Origin of the sequence: Gluconacetobacter entanii, assembly GCF_013155425.1 — a bacterium.
Taxonomy (GTDB): Bacteria; Pseudomonadota; Alphaproteobacteria; order Acetobacterales; family Acetobacteraceae; genus Novacetimonas; species Novacetimonas entanii.
Genome location: NZ_JABJWD010000047.1, coordinates 1 through 13,113, shown reverse-complemented (window position 1 = coordinate 13,113; position 13,113 = coordinate 1). Strand labels below are relative to the sequence as shown.

The following is a 13,113-nucleotide window of genomic DNA, read 5'->3' as shown; positions in this document are numbered from 1 at the left end:
GGGTGCAGGGAGCGCGATCCCTGCCGGGTCCGGAGCAAGCCGCCCGGGTGTGGCGTGCGCCTGTATCCTCAGGGGCTTTGCCCCCGAGACCCCCACCAAAGGGCATTGCCCTTTGGAAACCATGACTTTTAAATGAATCAGGGTGCAGGGATCGTGATCCCTGCCGGGTCCGGGCAGAGCCCGGATGGTGCGTGTGCCAACCATTTCAGGGGCTTTGCCCCCGAACCCCCACCAAAGGATCAGGGGTTGCGGCTTTTCCATGCCATGACGGCCAGTTCCATTTCCGCGCGGCTTTCTTGCGACTGGCTGTCCACGTTTTCTTCGTCCAGATACTGGTTGAATCCGGAACAGAATATGTTTTCCGCGTGGCTGCGCGCTTCCTCGACATTCCCGCCATCCTGCGCAATGCGCGCCAGGACGTTGTGGACGGTCATGGTCCCGGCTTCCGCCGCCCTGTCATAGACACTGGGCGGGGGTCTGGTGCCCTTTCCGGTCGCGACATCATCCACCAGCGTACGAAGCATCTTCATGGCCGAAGCCGTCGATCCCGCCGGAGGGGTGTCTGTCGCCAGGCTGCTTTCGATTTCCTGCCTTTCGCAGGCATCGGCCGTCATGTGCGGCGTGACCAGAGGGATTTCATGCGGGCCGGGCCGTTCTGCATCCTGATGCGGCGCGGGCACCTGGTCCTGCGTGTCATCGGCCTGTGCCTGCGTCCGGGGATCGCTTCTTGCCACGGGAATTCCCCACATGACACAGAGGATATCCGTGATGAGCAGCAGGCCACCTGTCACATGGCTTCCCGTGTCGATCAGGTGGATTGAATAAATGCCGACCAGCACGCTGAGTATCAATAACATGGTGTAGGCTCGTCATTCCGATGCGGCATGGGTCCGGAACAGGGAGGGCGTTTTACCAGGCTGGCGCGCAAGAAAATGCCGGCTGTTCCTGCCTGTATCGTGCGCAACCAGAAAGTAATTGCCGCTCTTGTTCGTCGAAATGTTACCCCACAACACCGTGCCGGTCTACCCTGCGCGTCTTTCCAGCCTCCGCAACACCGGCAGCAGCAGGACGATCCCGCCCGCGCCACAGGCGGCCAGCAGCGTGAAACCCCGGAACAGGGCATGGAACGTGGACAGGCTTTCGGGGATCGGGGTGGCGGCATGCAGGCGGCCAATGCCCATCGCGTTCGCCAGCACGCTGCCGCCATACATCGCAAGGCCCGTCGAGATGTAATAGACGGCCACGGACATGGTGCGCATGCGCGCCGGCAGGTAGGTCGTGACGACCGACAGGCCAAGGCCGTTCATGATAAGCCCCGCGACCGACAGCGCGGCATAGGCCCCGAACATCCCCCACGGTGCGCGCAGTCCCGGCGCCCCGCCCGCCGTATCAAGGCACAGGACCAGGAAGCCGATGACGATGAAGACCGAACCGCAGACATATTTGACCGAAAGCGCAACCGTGCCGAACCTCGCATCCACAAGGCGGTAGAGCACGACGAACACCGGACCGAGCAGCATGGTCAGCCCGGCATTGATGGCGACGATCTGCGGTGCGTCAAGTTCGAACAGTGTCACCCCCGCCACGCTGAACTGCCGGTTCAGGTCATGCAGCGCATAAAGGACGAAGGTCGATGTCGTCTGTTCGTCGAACATGCCATAGAACATCGCCTCCGCAACCAGGATCAGGCAGATCGCGATGCCCGGGCGTTCCGCCGGGGTGGCGTTGCGCCATGCCCATGCCCAGAACACGGGAATGGCCGACGTGACAAGCCAGAAGATCCAGTGCCCCCCCGCCGGGAAGTTCAGCACAACCCAGTAGGACACGATGGCCAGGCCGGTTTCCGCCACCGCCCGGGGGACGGCCCGCGCCGTGCCGCCGGACGCCCCGCCCGCCAGTGCCCGCCGGTTCAGCAGCGCGGCCGCAGCCCCCATGAACAGCCCCGCGGCACAGGCCCCGAACGCCAGCGCATAGCCATGGCGCCTGCCGATCCATGGCACGAGGAGGAATGAAAACATCGCCCCAAGGTTCACGGCAAAGGTGTACAGGGTCGCAAGCCCGTCGGCGGATCGCCCCCCGCCCGCGTGGCGCAGGATCAGTACGGCCATGTTCGTCCGTGTCAGGCCGTTCGTCACCGCGACGGCCGCCGCCGCCGGCAGGAACAGCACGGGCCACATGACCGAAAGGCCAAGCAGCACCAGCGCCATGAACTGGATCGCGCAGCCATAAAGGACGGTCCGCGCCGGGCCCAGCACCACACCCCCCAGGCGGCTGCCCAGAAGCGTGCTGACCAGCGCCAGCGCATTGAAACTGCCGACGAACAGGTTGGCCCGCGGCGCGGCAAGCCCCCGCACATCCAGCAGGTAGACCAGAAGGATGCTGAGCATGCCGTAGAAACTGAACCGCTCGGTCGCCTCCAGGAACAGCGCCACCCCCAGCCCGGACCGCCGCGCGGGTGCGGCGGGCGCGCCCCTGTCGTGTGTGTTCGCGGTCATGTCAGAATGACGCGTGCACGGATCCGAAGAACTGCCGGGGCGCGCCTATGAACAGCGTGGGCGAGTCGCCGGACATCGGGTAGCCGAACAGGCCCATGCCGCCGACATAGGTGGTGTTGAAAAGATTGTAGATGTTGAAATTAACACCGAAATTTTTCATGAACCCGATCGATCCGAAATTATAGGACGCCGACACCCCGGCCAGCCAGTATGGCGCGACATGGGTGTCATTGACATAGGAAAGCGGGCGCGAACCGGTATAAGTCGCGTTGAAGCCCACACGGGCCTGATGGTAGGTGTAGGACAGGCTGGTCTTGTACATCCAGCTTGGGTATCCGACCTGCTTTTTCCCCTTGAGGTTATAATAGGTGCCTTCATATTCGACGCCACCGCCATATTGTTCCCTGGCGTAGCTCATGCTGTTGAAGAACTCGAGCCCCCGGACCGGGCGTAGCGTCAGGGTTGCGTCCACGCCGGTCATCGTCTCCTTGCCCGTGTTGACGAAGGAACTGATGGGGTCGGTCGGGGTTCCGGTCGTGATATTTTCCAGCCGGTTGTAATAATCGACGTGGTAGGCGTCGGCCTGCGCGGAAATCCTTTCGCCATTATAACGATATCCACCCAGGTAGGTCCATGTGCGTTCCGGGCGTATCCGGGTCTTGACGGACTGGAATTCGGACTGGTTTTCGACGGACCATGCGCCGTCCGCCATCAGGAACGGGTTGTAAGTATAGGCGCGCATGTTTTCCGCGATGTCGATATAGAATTCATGATGCGCAAGGAAATGATAATCCAGCGCAACATGCGGCAGAAAGGCGCTGGCTGCCGTCAGGCTGCCACGGGGGAGTTCGGACTGCCCCGTCAGGGACTGGTTGTTATAAACGGCGCCACCATGCGTCGTGGCGATCAACGACCGGAAACCCGCACTGATCTGGAGGTTGGGCAGGATGTCGTAGGTATCTTGCAGGTGGAACTGGAACGTATTGGTATTGAAGGAATCCGAAAACCACGTCGCATAGGGATTGAGGAAAGGCCCCAGCGCATTGCGCGGCGTCCCCTGCCCGAGGGCTGGCTGGCTGTAGAGTTCGGCCGGGAACCAGTAGGAGTTGTTTTCATACCACACGCCTGTATCAATGTGATTTCTGGCGATGGTATAGCGAAAGGACTGCGTAAATCCGATCCTGCGGATGCCCTGGTGGCTGACGAGTTGGGAAAACGGTGCGCCAGTCGGGGACGGGAATGTCGGGCTGGCCTCATAATCGCCACTGGAAAGATGGGCGTACAGGACAGTGTTTTCTTCAAGGTTCGGCGCCAGTGTCAACTGGCTGGTGATGGCGGACAGGTAATTGCGCTGGATCTGCGCGCCGTCATATTGCGTGGCGTTGGATTCATCCGTTGCATTGCCCAGCGCGGCGATATCGGACGGGTAGTTGCCCAGCGCGGATTCATAGGCCGCAGCATAATTCGGCGTCAGGAAGTCGGAACCCGTCGCACCGAATTTCTTCAGCATGTTCAGGCTGTAATTCATGTAATTGTACTGGTCGAACTGCGACCAGTTGAAGATGGCGCTGATCTTGCCGCGATCCTGGATCGGCTGGACGAGCTTGAAGTTCGCCTGGTATTCCAGTTGGTCGCCATAGCCCTTCCACTTGTCGTTGTCGGTGCGGGCGAAACTGGCGCGGAATTTCGTGCCCGTCGCATTCAGGGCGCCACTATCGACACTGCCAGATGTGCGGAATGTCATGTTGCTGCCGAATGTCTGTGACAGGTTTCCACCTGCCTTGTCCGCAGGGTCGGACGTGAAATAGCGGATCACGCCGCCCAGGTTCTGCGCCGATGCAACATTAACGGCCCCGGCCCCCTGCGATACGCCGATTGATGAAATGTTGTCCTGTATCGCGGCTTCGTTGATGTCCAGGCCGTTATATTGCATGAAACCCTGATCGCCCAGGGGAATGCCATCCAGCGTTGCGCCGATCTGTGACTGCGTAAACCCGCGCAGGTACAATGTGTTGGCGACCCCATCCAGGCCAAAAGGATCGTCCGAGCCAAAGCTTACGCCCGGCGTGGTCGCGGCAAGGACCTGAAGCGGACTTGTTCCCGGCACAAAACGGTCCATGACCTCGCGGCTGACGAACTGCTCAGGCCCGTGGGAGACATGCCGGCTTCCCGATACCGCGATGGATTCCACGCTTGGCGCGGCACCTGGATGCGGCAGGTGCTGCCCATCATGGTGGCGCACCCTGTTCCCGCTGGCGGTGCGGTGCGCGGTTGCGACGTCTGCCCCATAGGAGCGTCCAGTCCATACGGCCACCGTCGAGAACAGAAATAGACTAAACGCTTTCATGTGTTGAACCCGATATAAACTAATACCGTTCGTATTAATCGGCTTCTATATGCGCTAAAATATCGTGTCAACATGTAATATTTTTCACATACGATAATTAAAACCATAAAAATAGTGAAATAGGGACCGCATTCCCTGCCCGGGAATGTTGCAGGTATCTCAGGGATTTAACCGCCGTCCCCTTGCCGAAAGGCATGGCCCTTTGGAAATCGGTAATTCTTGGCAACAGGGGCCGCGTATGCGACGCCCCCTCACATGACGGAGCGGTAGAGGACGGGCCAGTCGCCGCGCGGCGCACTGCCGCCGCAGGGGCGTTGCAGGGTCATGCGGGCCAGCATGAAATGCGTATGGTCCCAGCGCCACGCCGCCTGCATGCCGCAGTCATTCAGCGCCCGCCCCATCTGCACAGTGTCCAGCGTGCCCGTGGCGGGGTCAAGGTCCGGGTTGGTCAGGACGGGCCCTTGATCGCCGCTATCGCCCGGATCCAGCACCGGCACCGGCAGCCGCGCGGGCTGTACCGGTCCGTCCGGCGTGCGCGACGCCACGAACAGCAGCGAACTGCCCTGATACGGCCCCATCTCGCACCCCATGATGACAAGGGCGTTGCGATCATCCAGCCCATGGACACCATTTTTCAGGAATCGCCGCATCCTGTCGCCGGGCGGGGCGCAGTGCTGCGCGCGGATGAAGCGCGCTTGCGTCCTGCGTGCCCGCGCCATCAGGCGGTGCTGCTCCACCCGGGAAAGCGTCACCGTGGGCGCGGCGGGCAGGACGGCGGGCGCAGGCGCGGCAGGGACGGCGCTGGCGCGACGGGGGCCGCGTTGTACCAATGCGGTCCGGCCCCCCGCGCGGCCCTGCCGGTCGTCAATACCGGACAGCGCCGCGACCATCCCGTCCAGCGGCACCGGGCCAGCGTCCGCCCCGACATGCAGGGCCACGCCATGGCGCAGGGCATCGACAAAGGCGGCGACGGCGGCAGGCCGGTCGGTCGTCAGGGATGCGCCATCCCCCGCATACACCCATGCCCCATCCGGCAGCACGAGCGTCCGGTCATCCACGCGGACCGCCGTGCGGGCAAGGGGCGCGGGCGCGTATAGCGTCACCGTGCCCCGCGCCGCCGGGCATGCCGCGCGGGTGAAGACGACCTCCGCGCCGGTGTTGCTGTCCTCGTCAAAGCCGCGCGCATCGCGCGACAGCGTGTTGTCGCATGCGACGGACCATGCGCCATGGGTGGCACAGGATGGCGCCGCCGCCCGTGCGCACCCCATCTGCATTGCCGGAGACATACGTCTCCGACCTTTTCTGGTATGGCGCATAACAGGCGAGTATGACGGTGTCTTGTGCCTCCGGGGCAACGCCCCTGAAACCCCGTTAATGGGTATTGCCCTGTAAAGACCATTATTTGGCCGAAACGGGACGGGGGTTGCGGCTTTTCCATGCCATGACGGCCAGTTCCATTTCCGCGCGACTGCGCACCGCATCCCTATCCCCGCCCTGTCATGGACACTTGGCGGGGGTCTGGTGCCCTTTCCGGTCGCGATGTCATGCGCCGGATTGTTCCTGATTTCCTGCCTTTCGCAGGCATCGGCAGTCACGTGCAACGTCACCTGACGGGTTTCCTGTCTCACCACGGAAATTCCCCATACGGCACGGCCTCAGGGGCTTTGCCCCCGACACCCCCACCAAAGGGCATTGCCCTTTGGAAACCATGACGTTTGACGAAGCGGGGGGCCATTCATGCGTCTGGGGTTGCATGCGCGGCCCTGCGCCAGAACGTGTCCAGCGCATTCAGTCCCGCGCGCAGCGTGCGCGTGCGCAGGCCGACGGGTTCGTCCATGCCGCATGTGGCGATGACGGCGCGGCGCTGCGCTGCGCTCAGGCACGACAGGGCCTCGTTCAGTTCCAGCACCGCCCACGTCACCGGGTCATGCCCGCCCGCCGGGCCGCGCGTGGCCCCCGTGGTGGGGCGATAGGACTGCGTCAGGGGCGTCTGCCGCGCCGCGCGCGCCCACAACCCGCGAAAGCGCAGGCCCGCGCGATACTGTGCGGGATCGATGGCGCTGTTGGCGCGGTAAAACAGCCGGTCAAGCATACATTCGCACCGCACTCGCCGCACTGCCTGCGCCGGGGTGTGTGGCGTGGTGACGACCATGTCGGACACGACCTCCCGCGCCCGCGCAGCCGGGCCGGGTGCGCCCATGTCGGGACGTGGGGAGGTGGGGGAGTGAAGACGGGGCATGTGGGGGATTCCTGAAAACGGGTTATGTTGTAAGGATGTTGAGGAATCCGGGCGGCTTGCTCCGGACCCGGCAGGGATCACGATCCCTGCACCCTGATTCGTTAAAAGTCATGGTTTCCAAAGGGCAATGCCCTTTGGTGGGGGTTCGGGGGCAAAGCCCCTGAGGCACCCTTCACGCCCGCTCCCCCAATGCCAGCAACCGCCGCAGGTAATGCTGCTCCGTGCGGATGCGTTGTGCCGTTGGGTACAGCAGGGCGTGCAGTTCGCCGGGCGCGGGCCAGCGTGCGCCGGTGGGGTATCCGTTGCGGGGTGGCTGCCGGCACCAGGCCATGCGGGTGGCGGGCGTCCATGCGCCCAGGGGGATGTCGGCGCAGACCTCGGCAATCGCGGCGGTCTGTCCGACCACCAGTGCGGATGGCGGCGGGTTGCTGACCAGTGGGGCAAGTTTCTTCAGCCACGCGGCAATGACCACCGGCGGGGCGGGGCGGGCGGCGATGTCGGCGTGGGCCATCTGCGTGCGCAGGGCGTGCAGGCGCGTGGGCGTCAGGTCGCGCGGCAGGATGGCGATCCCCGCGCGCAGGGCCGCCACCAGTCCGCCGACATCGCCCGTCGCCGGACGCCACGCGCACCCGTCGGGCACGGTGGCGGGGATGTGCGCATGCGCGGTGGTCATGTCGTGCATCATTCAGATCCCCCGCAGGTTCGGGATCGCGTCCCACGCCGCAAGGTGCGTGGCGCGCGCCGTGCCATCGCCGCCGGTGCGCTGGTGCAGGGAGGCACGGACCCACGCCACCGGGTCCGCCGGGCGCAGGGCCTGCGCATCATGCAGCACCCCGTCCAGCAACGCCGCGTCATCCCCCGCCATCTTCATCCATTGCCCCACCAGTGCGCGCGCCTGCCGCGTCCCGCGCCCGGTCAGGTCGCCCGTGCGTGCGATCATCCCCGCCACATCCCGCGCGCCGGCCCCCGGCGGACGCGCCGCGGGGCGCGCGGCGGTGGGGTCACTGTCACTCTGACTGTTGCTGTCCACGCCGGATGAAACGCGTTTCGCGGGCGTGTCGCCGGGCATGTTGTCGTGTGTGTCGGGGGCATCGGCGCGCGCATCACGCCAGCGGCGCAGGCGTTCGGCATCGTCATTGCGGCGGCGCTGCGCCCGGAGGCGGCCGACATGGGCGCGCACGGCCTCCCGCGCCAGTAACGGATGGTACAGCCGCCCGTCCGAACAGGCGACAAACCCGTCCAGCGCCCGCCCCCGCACCCGCCGCCACGCCCGCAGGTCGCGCCCGAAATCCGCCAGCGTCGCCAGCGCACGGTCATCGCGCGGCAGGCTGCCGGCCGGGACCTGGTTCCACGCCGCCCACCACAGGCGCAGGGCCGCGCGGAATTCCGCATCGGTACACTGGGTATAAAGCCGCCCGCAGAACAGGCGATGCCCGAACAGGGGCATGAAGTCATACCCGCGCAGGTCACATTCCGGCGGCGACAGCGGGGCCGGGGCATTGGTGGGGATATCGGTTTCGCCGTTCATCCAAACATCGTCCGGCAGGTCGGGCACAGGCGCAGGAAACGCCCGTCCGCAATGAACGGCGCGTCACAGTTCAGGCAGGTGCGCCGGACCTCGTCCGCGCGCAGGGTCGCATGCGTGCCCGCCCGGTGCAGGCGCAGGTGCCGCAACCGTGTCTCCATCGTCTTGACGTTCAGGTTCAGGCGGCGCGCCGTCTCCCGGTTGCTCAGGCCGCCTGCCCGCAGGCGCGCGACCTCCGGGTCCAGGCGGGACCAGTCAATGCGCGGCGGGCGCGTGCGGCGGCCCGCACCCGGACGCGGTGACGCCGCCCGGATGCAGGGGGCCGGATCTCGGTCCGGCTGTGTGTGCATTTTTTTCATACAGATTGGTGTGCGACAAATGCGCACGGAAGGCAAGCGAAATTTTTGCACGGTGGCGGCCCGTGTCCTCAGGGGCTTTGCCCCCGAACCCCCACCAAAGGGCATTGCCCTTTGGAAACCATGACTTTTAAACGAATCAGGGTGCAGGGAGCGCGCTCCCTGCCGGGTCCGGGCAGAGCCCGGGTGTGGCGTGCGCCGATAACCTTCCCCCTTGTGCCTTTGTGCATAAAAATCGCACAATCATGCCTCGGACCAGACATCAGGAGGGCACGGTCATGCGGTTTGGGGAAGTGGAGGCGTGGGCGATGCGGTATGAGGCGCAGTTGCGGGCGCGTCTGGTGCGACTGGGGCAGATCCGGGCGGAACTGTCGGCCACGCGCTTTGACGGGACGTATGACGGGGCGGACCTGCTGGGCTATCTGGAGGATGAGTGCGATACCCTGCGCACGGCGCTGGCGCGGGTGGGGCAGGAGGCCGCGGACCGCGCGCATGACGCGGCGGAAAACCGCGCCGCCGATGCCGCCGACGCCGCGCGGGACCGGCGGCTGTGTGGGGATGACCTCCCGTGATTCAGGGGGTACTTACCCGTTATCCACAGGATTGTGCGTGAATCCTTCCCCAGAATCTGTGGAAAAGGCCCACCGGCCCTTCCCGAAATCCCCTATTGCGGCAGCGCGTTGTAAAGCGTCTCCTGCGCGCGGTCCATCATGCGGGTGAACAGGCGCGGCGTGTCCAGCCCCTGCGCCAGCATCAGGGCGCCATGGATGGCGGCGATGGTGTCTTCGGCTAGGTAGGTCGCCTGCCCCCCGGTCACGCCCGCGCGGCGCAGCATGTTGCGCAATGCCACGACCCAGCGGCGGAAGAACACCTCGATCCGGCGGGCGAACAGGGCACGGGTCGCGGCCTCCTGCGTGAAGGCGGCAAACAGGCTGCCGCGCCGTCCCGCGCGGTACCACTGCGTCACGGCGGCGAACATGCGCGCGATCGCGTCATCCGGCGCGGCGGTGTCCAGCACGGTGAACACGTTGGCGCTGAACCAGCCTTCGACCTGGGCCAGGACCTGTTCGGCCATGTCCTGCTTTCCGCCGGGAAAGAAATGGTACAGGCTTCCCTTGCCCTTGCCGGTGGCCTGCGTGATCTGCGACAGTGACGTGCCGGCATATCCGTGGGTGCGGAACAGTTCCCCAATCCGGGCAACGGTTTCGGCATGATCGGGAAGGGGGCTGCTCATGGGTGTCCTTGTCCGTTCTGGCGTCAGTCTCGCCCGCGCAGGTTACAATAAGTGCAGCCCCAACGGAACAGACCCCCATTGCGTTGCACATGTGCGTCACGTGACGGGCAGGGGAACGGGATGCGGATTTGAACGACATTTGTGTTGCCAGGCACAAACGAAACGAATATGGATCGTTTTTGTACAAAGTTCAGTATTGCGATGTAAAAACTGATATTCTGGATGTATCTATAAAAGTAGAAACGAAATGCATCAAAATTTTTATGCATCCCGGTCTTCAGGAGCCGGAATATGATCAACGTTCATATTGAAAACCACGTATGCCTGCCATGGCTGTTTTGTATGGCGGACAGGTCCGGCCGTGAATATTCGACGAAAATCCGGCGAAATTCCTAGATTATTGTCGCGCGTTAACCTTTATTTATCCATATGGATGCAATCCATTTTCAGGCGAGTGCGGGAGATATGCTGATCATGAAGCATCATCATTTCCATGTTTGTGGCGGACAGATCTGGACCCCCCTGTTCCGGGGCCGGGAAAAACGGATCGTACTGGAATGTTCCATCGGGCGGGTCGGGTTCGTGACCGACACGCAGAAACCCGACGATGGCATTATTTATGAAACCATCAACGAATTTCAGAAATGGGTCATCATCCACGAAGCCGCCGCGATACAGTGGGACTGACTTCGGTCTGTCGGCGTGCCGGGGCGCGGTTTCGTTTTTTGCTTGAGGGATGTCAGGTTTCGCGACATATTGCGCTTACTCGGTCAAGGGTGCGCCCGCGACCTTGAGGCACCAGCCACATGCCAGGATGTATCCGGGACACCGCTTTCGTAAAAAGGGGGCGGTTCCCGCAAACGCCGGTATTTTCATCGGATAAAGTTATGACGGAGGACCGCCCATGCCCGATCACGGCGACGGCGCATCCCCCCAGCATGCGCTTGAGGCGGTGCTGCGCGGCCATCGCGACGTGGTGGTGGCGGCGCTGCTGGATCTTGCGTGCAATGCGTCGAGCGAGGCGACACGCCTTGCCGCGCTGAAGGAGATGCTCGACCGGGGCTGGGGCAAGGTCGCCGCCAGCAGCGCCGACACCCCGCCCGCGCCGGGTGCGCCGACGCTGCTGATTGCGCCAGCACTGCTGCGGCCCGCCCCGGCGGCGGGGCAGGACACGCAGGCATGACGGTGATGCGTGTCGAAATCCCGCCCGCCTGCGCCGGCCTGCTGCGTCCCGCGCGGTACAAGATCCTGTATGGCGGGCGCGGCAGCGGCAAAAGCTGGACGGTGGCGCGGGTGATCGTCGCCATGGCTGCCGCCCGGCCGATGCGCATCCTGTGCTGTCGGGAATATCACAGTTCGATGGCCGATTCGGTGCGTCGCCTTCTGTCGGACCAGATTGCGGCGCTGGGCCTGGGGCCGTGGTTTCGCATCCGTGAAAACCTGATGACCACGACCTGCGGTTCGGAAATCCTGTTTCGTGGACTGGGCCGCAATGTGGAGGCCATCAAATCGACGGAGAAGGTGGACCTGTGCTGGGTGGAGGAAGCCCAGACGCTGAGCCGTGCGAGCCTCGACATCCTTCTGCCGACCATCCGCGCGCCGGGTTCGGAAATCTGGTTCACCTACAACCCGGAGCGCGAGGACGCGCCGATGCACCAGATGATGTGTGCCCTGCGCGATGATCCGGACGCGATCGTGCGCCGGGTGGGATGGCGCGACAACCCGTGGTTTCCCCCCGAACTGGACGCCGAACGCCGCCGCATGCTGCGCCACGACCCGGACGCCTATGACCATGTGTGGGAGGGCGAGTGCCGGACCCGCAGCGATGCGGTGGTCTTTGGCGGGCATGTGGAGGTGGCAGAATTCACCACCCTGCCCGACGCGCGGCTGTATTTTGGCGTGGACTGGGGCTTTGCGCGTGATCCGACGGTGATGGTGCGGTGTTTCATTGCCGATGACATCGTGCATGTTGACCACGAGGTGTTTGCGACGGGGGTGGAGATGGACGAACTCGCCACCCTGTTCGACCGGGTGCCGGGATCGCGCGACTGGCCCGTGCGCGCCGATGCGTCGCGGCCGGAAACGATCAGCTACCTTGCCACGCGCTTTGGCTTTCGCATCACGGCGGCGGCGAAATGGCCCGGATCGGTGCAGGATGGCATCGCCCGCCTGCGTGCGTTCCGCCGCATCCGCGTCCATCCGCGTTGTGAGAACATCGCCCGGGAACTGCGGATGTATTCGTGGCGCGTGGACCGCCTGACGGGGGACGTGCTGCCGGTGCTGGCCGATGGGTGGGACCACGGGATTGATGCCCTGCGTTATGCGCTGGATGGCGTGATCCGCAACCGTCGGCGCATGCCGGCCTTTACGGCGGCGGCGTTGCGGGGGATCTGAACGCTGTCCCTCAGGGGCGTTGCCCCCGAGACCCCCACCAAAGGGCATTGCCCTTTGGAAACCAGGACTTTTAACGAATCAGGGTGCAGGGATCGCGATCCCTGCCGGGTCCGGGCAGCGCCCGGATGGTGCACGTTGAGACTGTCCTCAGGGGCTTTGCCCCCGAACCCCCACCAAAGGGCATTGCCCTTTGGAAACCATGACTTTTAATGAATCAGGGTGCAGGGAGCGCGCTCCCTGCCGGGTCCGGGCAGCGCCCGGGTGTTGCACACGCCGACGCCTCCACACGTTCAGGAAAAAACACGATGAAACACTGGTTCCACCGCGCGCCCACGCCGCCCCGCGTGCGGCGTGAACCGCGTGTCGTGCCGCGTGCGGACGCCATGCCGCGCTTTGGCCGTGCGGCGTCTGCCCTGCCGCCCGATGCGCGGGACGGGCTGCGGCCCTATGTCCCGCCGCCGGGGGTGCGCGGGGTGGGGGCGCTGGCGATGGACCGGGCGCTGTCGGGGGTGCATGACTGGGC

Annotated in this window: 14 protein-coding genes; 5 read left to right on the top strand and 9 right to left on the bottom strand. The window is 64.4% G+C overall.

Features of this window, described 5'->3' with window-relative positions; all coding sequences use genetic code 11:
- Positions 1-239: 239 nt before the first annotated feature.
- From HNH97_RS08740 to HNH97_RS08705, 8 genes are all read right to left on the bottom strand, one after another.
- Positions 240-857: a hypothetical protein gene (locus tag HNH97_RS08740; protein WP_171790630.1), complete on the bottom strand. Its 618-nt coding sequence runs from the start codon at positions 855-857 to the stop codon at positions 240-242.
- A gap of 165 nt (positions 858-1,022) precedes the next feature.
- Positions 1,023-2,495 (bottom strand): POT-type proton-dependent oligopeptide transporter, encoded by a 1,473-nt coding sequence (locus HNH97_RS08735; RefSeq protein WP_216657587.1) that lies wholly within the window; start codon positions 2,493-2,495, stop codon positions 1,023-1,025.
- Position 2,496: 1 nt separating this feature from the next.
- Complete coding sequence (locus HNH97_RS08730) at positions 2,497-4,842, bottom strand: TonB-dependent receptor (RefSeq protein ID WP_216657586.1); 2,346 nt, start codon at positions 4,840-4,842, stop codon at positions 2,497-2,499.
- 251 nt (positions 4,843-5,093) lie between these two features.
- A complete protein-coding gene (locus tag HNH97_RS08725; RefSeq protein WP_171790629.1) occupies positions 5,094-6,128 on the bottom strand; it encodes a DUF1176 domain-containing protein in 1,035 nt (344 codons plus the stop codon).
- 449 nt (positions 6,129-6,577) lie between these two features.
- Positions 6,578-7,081 (bottom strand): hypothetical protein, encoded by a 504-nt coding sequence (locus HNH97_RS08720; protein WP_171790628.1) that lies wholly within the window; start codon positions 7,079-7,081, stop codon positions 6,578-6,580.
- Positions 7,082-7,253: 172 nt separating this feature from the next.
- The gene (locus HNH97_RS08715; RefSeq protein ID WP_146220688.1) at positions 7,254-7,754 is read right to left on the bottom strand and encodes a hypothetical protein; all 501 of its coding nucleotides are present in this window, start codon (positions 7,752-7,754) and stop codon (positions 7,254-7,256) included.
- 12 nt (positions 7,755-7,766) lie between these two features.
- Positions 7,767-8,609, bottom strand: a complete 843-nt coding sequence (locus tag HNH97_RS08710) for a DUF1376 domain-containing protein (RefSeq protein ID WP_171790627.1) — start codon at positions 8,607-8,609, stop codon at positions 7,767-7,769.
- Entirely contained in the window at positions 8,606-8,956 is a 351-nt protein-coding gene (locus HNH97_RS08705) for a helix-turn-helix domain-containing protein (protein WP_216657585.1), read from the bottom strand. Before HNH97_RS08705 ends, HNH97_RS08710 begins: the two co-directional genes overlap by 4 nt.
- A 284-nt stretch (positions 8,957-9,240) precedes the next feature.
- Here HNH97_RS08705 and HNH97_RS08700 point away from each other — a divergent pair, with 284 nt between their 5' ends.
- The gene (locus tag HNH97_RS08700; RefSeq protein ID WP_171790626.1) at positions 9,241-9,534 is read left to right on the top strand and encodes a hypothetical protein; all 294 of its coding nucleotides are present in this window, start codon (positions 9,241-9,243) and stop codon (positions 9,532-9,534) included.
- A gap of 92 nt (positions 9,535-9,626) precedes the next feature.
- Here the strand turns inward: HNH97_RS08700 and HNH97_RS08695 are convergent, their stop codons facing one another.
- Entirely contained in the window at positions 9,627-10,196 is a 570-nt protein-coding gene (locus HNH97_RS08695) for a TetR/AcrR family transcriptional regulator (protein WP_171790625.1), read from the bottom strand.
- A 474-nt stretch (positions 10,197-10,670) separates the two neighbouring features.
- On the opposite strand from HNH97_RS08695, the gene HNH97_RS08690 reads away from it, so the two are divergent.
- From HNH97_RS08690 to HNH97_RS08675, 4 genes are all read left to right on the top strand, one after another.
- Positions 10,671-10,883: a hypothetical protein gene (locus HNH97_RS08690; RefSeq protein WP_146220689.1), complete on the top strand. Its 213-nt coding sequence runs from the start codon at positions 10,671-10,673 to the stop codon at positions 10,881-10,883.
- Between the two features lie 217 nt (positions 10,884-11,100).
- Positions 11,101-11,379, top strand: a complete 279-nt coding sequence (locus HNH97_RS08685) for a hypothetical protein (RefSeq protein ID WP_171790624.1) — start codon at positions 11,101-11,103, stop codon at positions 11,377-11,379.
- Positions 11,376-12,590 (top strand): PBSX family phage terminase large subunit, encoded by a 1,215-nt coding sequence (locus tag HNH97_RS08680; RefSeq protein ID WP_171790623.1) that lies wholly within the window; start codon positions 11,376-11,378, stop codon positions 12,588-12,590. Before HNH97_RS08685 ends, HNH97_RS08680 begins: the two co-directional genes overlap by 4 nt.
- A 305-nt stretch (positions 12,591-12,895) precedes the next feature.
- A partial coding sequence (locus HNH97_RS08675; RefSeq protein WP_216657584.1) for a hypothetical protein occupies positions 12,896-13,113 on the top strand: 218 nt, incomplete at its 3' end.

Excerpts from the sequence above, each read along its gene's own strand:
- HNH97_RS08690 (WP_146220689.1), top strand. The coding sequence starts at position 10,671 with ATGAAGCATCATCATTTCCATGTTTGTGGCGGACAGATCTGGACCCCC.
- HNH97_RS08730 (WP_216657586.1), bottom strand. The coding sequence starts at position 4,842 with ATGAAAGCGTTTAGTCTATTTCTGTTCTCGACGGTGGCCGTATGGACT.
- HNH97_RS08685 (WP_171790624.1), top strand. The coding sequence starts at position 11,101 with ATGCCCGATCACGGCGACGGCGCATCCCCCCAGCATGCGCTTGAGGCG.
- HNH97_RS08725 (WP_171790629.1), bottom strand. The coding sequence starts at position 6,128 with ATGTCTCCGGCAATGCAGATGGGGTGCGCACGGGCGGCGGCGCCATCC.
- HNH97_RS08740 (WP_171790630.1), bottom strand. The coding sequence starts at position 857 with ATGTTATTGATACTCAGCGTGCTGGTCGGCATTTATTCAATCCACCTG.
- HNH97_RS08680 (WP_171790623.1), top strand. The coding sequence starts at position 11,376 with ATGACGGTGATGCGTGTCGAAATCCCGCCCGCCTGCGCCGGCCTGCTG.
- HNH97_RS08695 (WP_171790625.1), bottom strand. The coding sequence starts at position 10,196 with ATGAGCAGCCCCCTTCCCGATCATGCCGAAACCGTTGCCCGGATTGGG.
- HNH97_RS08710 (WP_171790627.1), bottom strand. The coding sequence starts at position 8,609 with ATGAACGGCGAAACCGATATCCCCACCAATGCCCCGGCCCCGCTGTCG.
- HNH97_RS08720 (WP_171790628.1), bottom strand. The coding sequence starts at position 7,081 with ATGCCCCGTCTTCACTCCCCCACCTCCCCACGTCCCGACATGGGCGCA.
- HNH97_RS08735 (WP_216657587.1), bottom strand. The coding sequence starts at position 2,495 with ATGACCGCGAACACACACGACAGGGGCGCGCCCGCCGCACCCGCGCGG.
- HNH97_RS08715 (WP_146220688.1), bottom strand. The coding sequence starts at position 7,754 with ATGACCACCGCGCATGCGCACATCCCCGCCACCGTGCCCGACGGGTGC.
- HNH97_RS08700 (WP_171790626.1), top strand. The coding sequence starts at position 9,241 with ATGCGGTTTGGGGAAGTGGAGGCGTGGGCGATGCGGTATGAGGCGCAG.
- HNH97_RS08705 (WP_216657585.1), bottom strand. The coding sequence starts at position 8,956 with ATGCACACACAGCCGGACCGAGATCCGGCCCCCTGCATCCGGGCGGCG.